A 9,385-nucleotide genomic window follows, 5' to 3' on the forward strand; every position below is an offset into this window, starting at 1 on the left:
CATGTTGGAGGCGCGCTCGGCCAGGCGCGGAAACATCACGTAGATCGCCGCCAGCGTCCAGGGATTGCTGCTGTCGAAACGATCGGCGGCGGCCGCGACCAGGTTTTCGCGCACGGTAAGATTCGGGAAGATCTGCCGCCCCTCGGGGACGAGGCCGACACCGAGTTGCGCGATCCTGTAGGACGGTTGCGTCCGCACCTCCGAGCCTGCGAAGCGGATGCTGCCTGCGCGCGCCGGCGTCAGGCCCATGATGGAGCGGATGGTCGTGGTCTTGCCCATGCCGTTGCGGCCCATCAGCGAGACCATCTCGCCTGATTTGACAGACAGCGACAAGCCGAACAGCACCTGGGACAGGCCGTAGCAGGTCTCGATGCCGTCGACCTCGAGCAGCGTGTCACCCATCCCTTTTTCAGACATGGTGCGTCACCACATGCGCCTCGCCGAGATAGGCGCGCTTGACGTCCTCGTTCGCCCGGATCGCGGCCGGATCGCCGGAGGCGATGACGCGGCCATAGACCAGCACCGAGATACGGTCGGCGAGCGCAAACACCGCCGGCATGTCGTGCTCGACCAGCACGATCGACACCTCTTTGCGCAGCTCCTGCAGCAGTTGCACCATGCGCTGGGACTCGGTGACGCCGAGGCCCGCCATCGGCTCGTCGAGCAGCAAAAGTTTCGGCTTGCTTGCCAGCGCAACCGCCAGTTCGATCTGGCGACGCTCGCCATGGCTGAGCCTGGACACCAGGACGTCGGCACGATGGGCGAGACCGACGCGGTCGAGCGCGGCATGCGCGGCATCGCGCAGGTCCTTCTCCTTGCGTGCATCGGCGAAGAATCGGAATGAGGTGCCAGCATGCGCCTGCGCCGCGAGCGCGACATTGTCGGCGGCGGTGAAATCAAGCAGCAGCGAGGTGATCTGGAACGAACGTGCCAGGCCCAGCGCGCAGCGGCGATAGGCTGGCAGATAGGTGATGTCGCGCCCCGCCAGCGAGACGCTGCCGGAATGCGGCTCCAGATGCCCGGTGAGCTGGCTGATCAGCGTGGTTTTGCCGGCGCCGTTCGGGCCGATGATGGCATGCAGCTCGCCTGCCGCAACGTCGAGCGAGACGTTGTCCGTCGCAACGATGCCGCCGAAGCGGCGCACCAGCTTGTCGACACGGAGCAGCGGCTCAGCCACGGTTGAGCCTCCCGAGCAGGCCCATGATGCCGCCGCGGCCGAACAGCACGATCAGCAGCAGCAGCGGGCCCATGATCAGCGCCCAGTATTCGGTGAGCTGCGACAAGAACTCTTCCAGCAGCAAATACACCACCGCGCCGATGACCGGACCGAACAGCGTGCCCATGCCCCCGAGGATCACCATCACCATGAGGTCGCCGGAACGGGTCCAGTACATCGCGGCCGGGCTGACGAAATCGGTGTTGTTGGCGAGCAGCGCGCCGGCGAGGCCGCACATCATGCCCGAGATGACGAAGCAGACCAACTGGTAGCGTTTCGAGGGAAAGCCGATCGCCTGCATGCGCTGCTCGTTGGAGCGCAGGCCCTGCAGGACGAGGCCAAAGCGCGAATTGACAATGCGCCAGATCAGGAAGACCACGCCGAACAGGCAGGTGAGGCAGAGATAGTAGAACTGCGTGCGGTTCGACAGGTTGATCAGCCCGGAGAAGTCGCTGCGCTTGTAGACGGTGAGGCCGTCATCGCCGCCGTAACGCGCCAGCCCCGAGGCGACGTAATAGGCCATCTGCGCGAAAGCGAGCGTGATCATGATGAAGTAAACGCCACGCGTGCGAAGCGAGAGCGCGCCGATCACGACGGCGTAAGTCGCGGAGGCCGCGAGCGCGACCGGAAACTGGATGAAACCGCTTCCCACGCCTTCCTGCGCCAGCATGCCGACCGCGTAACCGCCGATGCCGAGATAGGCGGCATGGCCAAAACTCATCATGCCGCCAAAACCCATGATGAGGTTGAGGCTCGCGGCCGCCAGCGCCAGGATGACGATGCGCGTGAACAGCGTCAGGATGAAGATGTTGCCGGAGAGTTGCGAATAGAGCGGCAGCAGCACGAGGCCCGCCAGCATCAGGGCCGTGACGGCCTTGCTCACAGTGAATGACTTCATCGGCGGTTGGCCGGAAACAGCCCCTCCGGCCGCACCACCAGCACGATCGCCATCAGCAGATAGATCAGCATGGACGACAGCGCGGGCGCGGCAGTGGAAGCAGCAGCGCCGCTCAGCACCTGCCGCAACAAATTGGGCAGGAAGGCGCGGCCGAGCGTGTCGATCATGCCGACGAAGATCGCGGCCAGGAACGCGCCCCGGATCGAACCGATACCGCCGATCACGATGATGACGAAGGCAAGGATCAGGATGTTCTCGCCCATGCCGATCTGCACGGTGAGGATCGGCGCCTGCATCAATCCGGCAAGACCAGCGAGCGCGGCACCGAGGCCGAACACCAGGGTGTAGAGCAGCTTGATGTTGATGCCGAGCGCGCCGATCATCTCGCGATTGGAGGCGCCGGCCCGGATCAGCATGCCGATGCGGGTACGCATCACGCCGAGATAGAGCAACAGCGCAACCAGCAGCGCCACGACGATGATGGCGAGGCGATAAGCGGGATAGTGAATGCCGGGCAGGATCGGCACCGGCACGGTGAGCCAGGCCGGCAGCGGCAGCGCAAGCCCGGCCGGCCCCCAGATCAGCCGCACGGCTTCATTGAAGAACAGGATCAGGCCGAAGGTCGCGAGCACGTGGTCGAGATGGTCGCGTCCGTAGAGGTGCCGCAGCGCGGTCATCTCGAGCACGATACCGAGCACGAGGGTTGCACCGAGCGCCAGCAGCGCACCGAGCAGAAAGCTGCCGGTCCAGGCTGCGAAGGTCGCGGCGAAATAGGCGCCCATCATGTAGAGCGAGCCGTGCGCGAGGTTGACGAGATCCATGATCCCGAACACCAGCGTCAGGCCGGCGGCGAGCAGGAACAGCAGCAGGCCGAACTGCAAACCGTTCAAGAACTGTTCGACGACGAGCAGCATCAAAACTCTTTCAGGCGCACGCAGGTTCGCGCCGATGTTCGAACACGGTCGCCATCAGTGAAAGAGCTCCCCCTGCCTGTGCAAGGCGGAAAAATGGGTAATGGCAGTATCGTTCCGAGGCAAGAGCGATTCGACACCCAACATGCACTTTGTTGCATGCCGATGCATCCGATCGATCCTGGCCCTGTAATTTGCCCTGCAAGAAGACTGCCGCGCAGGATGGGTCAACCTGCCGCACCCAAACGGATCACCCTCCCTCCGTCCCGGAGAGAGGGTGTGAAATTCGTCGCAACGTATGGATGGAGACGCCTAGTGCGACGTCATCTGCCGGGGAAGGTCATCCGGCTCGGCAAGCACGCTATTGGCTGTCGAGGCCTCCAGCGCCGCCATCCGGAACAGATAGGCGAGCGTCGCCAATCCGGTGTCTTCCGCCATCTGCGCGAGCTCGAGCGCCATGTCGGACATGTAGCCGAGATTTTCGTCTTTGATCTGCGCCATGATCTGGCTGTCCCGCATCATGTTCGACATCTCAGGCGCTCTTTCGTTGCGCGGCAGCGAGGCCGCAGAGGTTGGCAAGGGCGATGCAATCGATACGCGGACCGTCCTGTTGGACGACGTTTGTCGTCCCGATACGGTCACACACGGCGTCCAGCGACTCCTGACGGATCTCGATCGTGGCCGCCATCGTCCAGGAATCTTCGACCAGCGCCGGCAATCCCAGCGGCGCGACGATGAATCCGATCTCGTGGAAGCGCGGCAGCCACCAGGTCTCCATCACAAGAGAGAGACGCTCGATGCCCTGATCGAGACAGAACTCCTGCGCCGCTGCCATCAATTGCCAATTGAACGCGCCGTCGCGGCGCTCGCGCGAAACGAAGAAACGTGACCACTCCCATACCAGCGGGTTGGAGGGGCAACCGCGCACCGCGGCGAGATGCGGGAAGACCTCGCTCATCATCGTCGGCTTGGTGGTAGGATAGAGGCGGGAGCCGCCGAGCACCCGGCGATTTTCGAGCGCTAGCAGGTAGACCGCGTCCTCATTGTCGTAGGTATCGACCTCGCGGCCATCGGGCTTGCGCAGCGCCTCCCATTTCCGCTCCTCGACAAAAATCTCGTGACGCACCCTGAAATGTTGCTCGAGAACGTCCTCGTAGAGGTGCCGGTTGGCGGCAGAAATCACATGAATCATTTATTCCCCCATTGTTCGAAATAAGGGGAACACTCACGGAAAACGGCCAAAGCGACTATTGGGAAATTTCCCAGTAGGCGCGGATTTCAGGGGGTGATGATTCTGTGGCGGATTGCGATCGCAACCGCATGCGTCCGGTTGACGGCACCAAGTTTGCGCGCGGCAGTTGCGAGATGCTCTTCGGCGGTGCGCTGCGTGATGTGCAGGATCTCGCCGATTTCCCAAGCCGACTTGCCCTGCGAGGCCCAGGCGAGCACCTCGCGCTCGCGCGGGGTAAGGCGCATCGATCGATGCGGCGCCGGATCGAGCAAGCGGCGAATGTGATCGAAGCCGTACATGCCGATCAGGTGCAGCGCCGGCTTGCTGCGCGCATTGAGATCGAGGTGAACGCCACCGAGCGAGACGCCGGCCTCGTAGCCGGTCAATCCGTGGATCGGCACGACGAAGCCGCGCGACATACGGAAATCGGCAGCGCGCCGCATCACCTCCACTGCGCCCGGCTCCAGCTCCGGATCGTACGGCGCCTCGGACCACTCGAAAGGGTTCACCGTCTGCCGGCATTTGCGGATCACGGGATCGACGCGGTCGTAGCCTTTTTGGGTATAGAGGCTGAACCACTCCGCCGGCCACTTCTTGGCGAGCACCATCTGGGAAAAACGCTGATCGGGATTCGGCAAGCCGGTTACGATGATGTGCTCGAAGCCGTAGCGCCCGAACGCGGTCGCAAGCGCATCCATGGCGTCCGGAACCTTGGTATAGGCTCCAAGCCCCTCAATGAAGTCGAGCGCTTCCCGGCCATAATCCACGGCGGACATCGGTGCGTTTCCTGACCCTCGTTATCGCTATAGCACGTCCTGGCGACTGCCTCAATTCAGCGCTTCCGTAGTTTCCCGGTATCCCATTGACCCCGAAGGCTTAATCTACTTGTGGAAGAAGTGACGTCAAGTTACACCTACAATGTCTGAAGCGGGGAAACCACGATGGAAGACGAGGACATCGCCCTCAACAGCGTGCTCGGCCTGGAACTCAACCGCGTATTTTTCGCCGTCCGCGAAACGGCAAACAAGCAGAAGATCATCGAGTTCGCGCGCGGGGTGCTGCAAAGCGAGCGCAGCAAGCCGGCCGAGAGCGCCTCGCCGGACGGACCGGCGAGCTAGCACGCAATTGCCGTGAGCGCACGAACGGTCCGTTCGGTGCCATGGCTTGCTCTGATCTGAACTGAACAACCGAACGCGAATGTTTCCTTCCTTCTTCCCTTGTGGGAGAAGTGGCATGGGCGGCCTTCGGCCGCCGTTCTTAAAACAAAACGCCGATGCTTCGGATCGGCTATGGCGCCGGATGAGGGGTTGTTTCCACGCGTTCAAATGCGCGAGGCTCGCGCGGGGAGAGAACCCTTCACCCGTCTCGCCCTATCGCGGCGGTCCACCCGCCTCCACAAGGGGAGAGGGAAAGGCAGCGCCGACCACGATTATCTTTTGGATGCCCAAGACATGATGACGCTGCGCCAGGTTGAAGTGATCCGTGCCGTGATGGTGACGGGCACGATCGGCGGCGCGGCGAAGCTGCTGAACGTTTCGGCGCCGGGCATCAGCCGCCTCGTTAAATACACCGAGCGCTCGCTCGGCATCCGCTTCTTTCAGCGCCAGAACGGCCGCTATTTCCCGACGCCGGAAGCCGAGAACATCTTCGAGCAGATCAACGGCGTCTACAAGAAGGTCGACGACCTCTCCGAGATCATCTCCAAGATCGGACGCGGCGGATTGTCGGAATTGCGCATCGGCTCGGTGCCGAGCATTTCGCAAGTCATGGTGCCGCGCGCAATCGAGCGGGTCCGGCGGCGCTATCCGGATTTGGGCATCGACATCAACATCCTCAAGCTCGAGGAAGCCATCGACTATCTCATGCTCGGCCGCGGCGAGTGCGTGGCGATGAGCTACCGCCTGGAGCATTCCGGACTCGACTTCATGCCGCTCGCCTCCGGCGAGCTCTATTGCATCGTGCCGCCGGGCCACGAGCTCGCCGGCCGCAAGCAGGTCTCCGCCGCCGAGATCACCCGCTATCCGCTGATTGGCATCGATCCCAACGATCCCTACGGGCGGATCATGGCCGAGATCTTCGCGCGCCACCGCCTCGAGTACAACATCACCATCCGCGCCCGCTTCGGCACCACGGTCTGCGCGCTGGTGAAGGCGGGGCTCGGCATCGCCATCATCGACCAGTTCACGGTGGCCCATGGGGGCTATCCCGGCATCGAGCTGATCAAGATCACCGAGCCGACGCGATTCGATACCTATATCGCGGTGAAGCGCGGCGCGCCGCTGTCGCTTCATGTCGAGTATTTCATCGAGGCCCTGCGCGCGGAGATGCGCGCGGTCGAGCCGTCGCGGGGCAAAGGCAGGGCCGCGCCGCCACGGCGGAAGAGATAACATTACGTTAGGTTTACAGCACAAAAGGGTAATTGTGTTAGGCCGAGGAAAGGCTATCGTCCCTGTTGGAAGCCCCTTGGAATTGGGCGGATTTCCCCGCTAATGGCCGGGACCAAACGCTCCCAACGAGACGATAGCGAACCATGTCAAAGCGCGGACCTGCCGCATCCAAAAAACTCCTGACCGGCCTGATCGGCGCACCCATCGCGCATTCCGCCTCCCCTGCCATGCATGAGCGCGCCGCGGAGGGGCTTGGCCTGCGCGGACATTATCAGCTCATCGAAGTGGCCGGCGCCGATGCGGCCGGGCTCCGGCTGATGCTGGAAGGCGTGCGGCGGCTCGGCTTTGCCGGCGTCAACGTCACCTTTCCCTACAAGGAGGCAGTGGTCCCGCTGCTCGATGAACTGGCACCGGCTGCGGCCGCGATGGGGGCGGTCAACACCGTCGTCGCCAGCAACGGCCGGCTGATCGGCCACAACACCGACACGACGGGCTTTGCGCGCGCCGTCGCGCCGCTGCTGGCGGCCTCTGGAAACGCGGTCGCTGTGATCGGCACCGGCGGCGTCGGCAAGGCGATCGCCTTTGCGCTGGCGAGCCTTGACGTGGCCGACATCCGCATCTTCGACAGCGAGCCGGCACGCGCCGAAAAACTCGCCGCACTGCTCGTCAAGCAGGGTGGCGCCAGGGTCGCCGCGAGCGTCGAGGACGCGCTCGATGGCGCAACGGGCCTCGTCAACGGCACGCCGGTCGGCATGCTGCCGAACCGGGAAACGCCGGTCGCGCCGACGCTGTTGCGTCAAAACCTGTGGGTCGCCGACGCCGTCTATTCGCCGCTGATCACGCCGCTGCTAGCGGCTGCCCAAGCCAAGGGGGCGCGGATCATGACCGGCCGGGAGCTTGCGATCTACCAGGCCGCCGACGCTTTCGAACTGTTCACTGGCCTTGCCCCATCCACCGAGATCATGGGAGAGGCATTCGACGAGGTGATGGCGGCACGAAGCCCGGCCTATCACGCAGCGTAACCGAAGCGGCCGGACACAAGGCCGCGCGTAACATCAAAAGAAATCGGAGGATAGACCATGAAATCGACCATTCTGGCAGGCGCCCTGCTTGCATTCGCGACCGCAACCGGTGTCCACGCCCAGGCGATCAAGCTCGCCGACGTCGCCGAGCTGTCCGGCGGCGGCGCCACCGTCGGCACCAACTGGAAGAACGGCATCGACCTCGCGATCGAGGAGATCAACGCCAAGGGCGGCGTGCTCGGCCGCAAGCTCGAAGTCACTCATGCGGACTCGCAATCCAACCCGGGCGTCGCGCGCGCGCAGGTACAAAAGGCGCTCGACGCCGAGCCCTATGTGCTGCTCGGACCCGGCTATTCCGGCTCCGTGAAGGTGACGGCACCGCTGGCGGCCGAGGCCGGCATCGCGCAGATCATGGGCGGCGAAGCCGCCGAGCTGACGCAAGGCGGAAACAAATTCCTGTTCCGCACCTCGTTCGGCCAGCAATCGTCGATGCCGAAAGTGGCCAAATACATTCACGACGACATGAAGGCGAAGTCGGTCGCCGTCGTCTGGGTCAACAATGACTTTGGCCGTGGCGGTCGCGATGTCGTCGTCAAGGAGCTCGACCGGCTCGGCTCCAAGGTCGTCGCCGATCTCTCCACCGAGGCGGGCCAGGCCGATTTCGCCGCCGACGTCGGCAAGATCAAGGCCGCCAATCCCGACGCCGTGTTCGTCTATTTGAACGAGGAAGAGAGCGCGCGCATCCTCAAGGAGCTGAAGCGCCAGGGCGTCACCGCGCCGCTGATGGGCGAGACCACGCTGATCGGCCAGAAGGTGATCGAACTTGCGGGCGATGCCGCCAACGGCGCGCGCGGCCATGTCGGCCTCACCACCGATGCGCCGGTCGACCTGATCAAGGCGTTTCGCGACAAGTTCGCGAAGAAGTACAATTACGTGCCCGACCATAACGGCCTGAAAGGCTATCTCGCGGTCTACATGGTGAAGGCCGCCACCGACAAGATGGGCAAGGTCGATTCCAAGGCATTCGCCGACACGCTGCACGGCCTGACCATCAAGGCCGCGGACGAGCCGGGCATCTTGATGGACGCCACCTTCAGCGACACCGGTGACATCGATCGCCAGAGCTTTCTGGTCGAAGTGGTCGAAGGCAAGCAGGTCGTGAAACAGGTGCTGCCGAAGGTGAAGTGAGGTCTTTGCCCTTCGCCCGCCTCTTGCGGAGCGAGATCTTTCGTCTCCCTCTCTCCGTAAGAATGGGGAGAGGGAGAAGAAAGAGAGTGGGGAGAGGGAGAAGACAGCGCGCCGAGAGGGGAAAATGTCCAATCTGTTCGATCTTCTGGTCGCGGGACTTGCCACCGGCGCGATCTATGCGCTGGTCGCGGTCGGCTTCACGCTGCTGTGGCAGACCTCGCAGACCATCAATTTCGCGCAAGGCGAGTTCGTGATGCTGCCGGCGTTCCTGATGCTGGCGGCGATGCATGCCGGCGCGCCGTTCTGGCTCGCGATCATCCTGGGCATCCTGCTCTCGATGCTCCTGCTCGGCCTCGCCTTCAAGATGCTGCTGGTGGATCCGATGATGCGTCACGGCGTGCTGCCGCTCGCGATCGCGACCATGGCGCTCGCGATCGGCCTCAAGGAGGCCGTAAAACAGTTCTTCAGCGCCGAAGCCTCACCCTTCCCTTCGATCGTGCCGACCGGGGACGTCTCCATCCTCGGCCATGCC

Annotated in this window: 11 protein-coding genes and 1 pseudogene; 5 read left to right on the forward strand and 7 right to left on the reverse strand. The window is 63.5% G+C overall.

What is annotated here, in order from left to right:
* From IVB47_RS20445 to IVB47_RS20475, 7 genes are all read right to left on the reverse strand, one after another.
* Positions 1 to 417, reverse strand: a 417-nt coding sequence (locus tag IVB47_RS20445; RefSeq protein WP_247463697.1) for an ATP-binding cassette domain-containing protein, incomplete at its 3' end; no start/stop codon positions are given.
* On the reverse strand, positions 410 to 1,177 hold the full coding sequence (locus tag IVB47_RS20450; protein WP_247463700.1) for an ABC transporter ATP-binding protein: 768 nt from the start codon (positions 1,175 to 1,177) through the stop codon (positions 410 to 412). The genes IVB47_RS20450 and IVB47_RS20445, both read right to left, overlap by 8 nt.
* Positions 1,170 to 2,114, reverse strand: coding sequence for a branched-chain amino acid ABC transporter permease (locus IVB47_RS20455; protein WP_247463705.1), 945 nt, complete (start codon positions 2,112 to 2,114; stop codon positions 1,170 to 1,172). Before IVB47_RS20455 ends, IVB47_RS20450 begins: the two co-directional genes overlap by 8 nt.
* On the reverse strand, positions 2,111 to 3,028 hold the full coding sequence (locus tag IVB47_RS20460) for a branched-chain amino acid ABC transporter permease (RefSeq protein WP_007615745.1): 918 nt from the start codon (positions 3,026 to 3,028) through the stop codon (positions 2,111 to 2,113). The genes IVB47_RS20455 and IVB47_RS20460 overlap by 4 nt, the downstream gene beginning before the upstream one ends.
* Positions 3,029 to 3,337: 309 nt before the next feature.
* On the reverse strand, positions 3,338 to 3,556 hold the full coding sequence (locus IVB47_RS20465) for a hypothetical protein (RefSeq protein ID WP_027514447.1): 219 nt from the start codon (positions 3,554 to 3,556) through the stop codon (positions 3,338 to 3,340).
* A gap of 1 nt (position 3,557) precedes the next feature.
* The gene (locus IVB47_RS20470; RefSeq protein WP_027565916.1) at positions 3,558 to 4,217 is read right to left on the reverse strand and encodes an acyl-homoserine-lactone synthase; all 660 of its coding nucleotides are present in this window, start codon (positions 4,215 to 4,217) and stop codon (positions 3,558 to 3,560) included.
* Between the two features lie 86 nt (positions 4,218 to 4,303).
* Entirely contained in the window at positions 4,304 to 5,032 is a 729-nt protein-coding gene (locus tag IVB47_RS20475) for a LuxR family transcriptional regulator (RefSeq protein ID WP_247404527.1), read from the reverse strand.
* Positions 5,033 to 5,197: 165 nt separating this feature from the next.
* Between IVB47_RS20475 and IVB47_RS20480 the strand changes: the two genes are divergently transcribed.
* From IVB47_RS20480 to IVB47_RS20500, 5 genes and pseudogenes are all read left to right on the forward strand, one after another.
* The gene (locus IVB47_RS20480) at positions 5,198 to 5,374 is read left to right on the forward strand and encodes a hypothetical protein (protein ID WP_007597932.1); all 177 of its coding nucleotides are present in this window, start codon (positions 5,198 to 5,200) and stop codon (positions 5,372 to 5,374) included.
* Between the two features lie 333 nt (positions 5,375 to 5,707).
* Positions 5,708 to 6,643, forward strand: coding sequence for a LysR family transcriptional regulator (locus tag IVB47_RS20485; protein WP_247426864.1), 936 nt, complete (start codon positions 5,708 to 5,710; stop codon positions 6,641 to 6,643).
* A 143-nt stretch (positions 6,644 to 6,786) separates the two neighbouring features.
* Positions 6,787 to 7,665, forward strand: a complete 879-nt coding sequence (locus tag IVB47_RS20490) for a shikimate dehydrogenase (protein WP_247426861.1) — start codon at positions 6,787 to 6,789, stop codon at positions 7,663 to 7,665.
* A 57-nt stretch (positions 7,666 to 7,722) separates the two neighbouring features.
* Positions 7,723 to 8,853: an ABC transporter substrate-binding protein gene (locus IVB47_RS20495; protein WP_247426857.1), complete on the forward strand. Its 1,131-nt coding sequence runs from the start codon at positions 7,723 to 7,725 to the stop codon at positions 8,851 to 8,853.
* A 124-nt stretch (positions 8,854 to 8,977) separates the two neighbouring features.
* Positions 8,978 to 9,385: pseudogene (locus IVB47_RS20500) on the forward strand (branched-chain amino acid ABC transporter permease); the annotation flags it as partial.

Origin of the sequence: Bradyrhizobium sp. 62 (assembly GCF_023073035.1) — a bacterium.
In the GTDB taxonomy this organism is placed as follows: Bacteria; Pseudomonadota; Alphaproteobacteria; order Rhizobiales; family Xanthobacteraceae; genus Bradyrhizobium.

Coding starts and splice junctions, on each gene's coding strand:
- IVB47_RS20455 (WP_247463705.1), bottom strand. CDS start 2,114: ATGAAGTCATTCACTGTGAGCAAGGCCGTCACGGCCCTGATGCTGGCG.
- IVB47_RS20460 (WP_007615745.1), bottom strand. CDS start 3,028: ATGCTGCTCGTCGTCGAACAGTTCTTGAACGGTTTGCAGTTCGGCCTG.
- IVB47_RS20465 (WP_027514447.1), bottom strand. CDS start 3,556: ATGTCGAACATGATGCGGGACAGCCAGATCATGGCGCAGATCAAAGAC.
- IVB47_RS20470 (WP_027565916.1), bottom strand. CDS start 4,217: ATGATTCATGTGATTTCTGCCGCCAACCGGCACCTCTACGAGGACGTT.
- IVB47_RS20475 (WP_247404527.1), bottom strand. CDS start 5,032: ATGTCCGCCGTGGATTATGGCCGGGAAGCGCTCGACTTCATTGAGGGG.
- IVB47_RS20480 (WP_007597932.1), top strand. CDS start 5,198: ATGGAAGACGAGGACATCGCCCTCAACAGCGTGCTCGGCCTGGAACTC.
- IVB47_RS20485 (WP_247426864.1), top strand. CDS start 5,708: ATGATGACGCTGCGCCAGGTTGAAGTGATCCGTGCCGTGATGGTGACG.
- IVB47_RS20490 (WP_247426861.1), top strand. CDS start 6,787: ATGTCAAAGCGCGGACCTGCCGCATCCAAAAAACTCCTGACCGGCCTG.
- IVB47_RS20495 (WP_247426857.1), top strand. CDS start 7,723: ATGAAATCGACCATTCTGGCAGGCGCCCTGCTTGCATTCGCGACCGCA.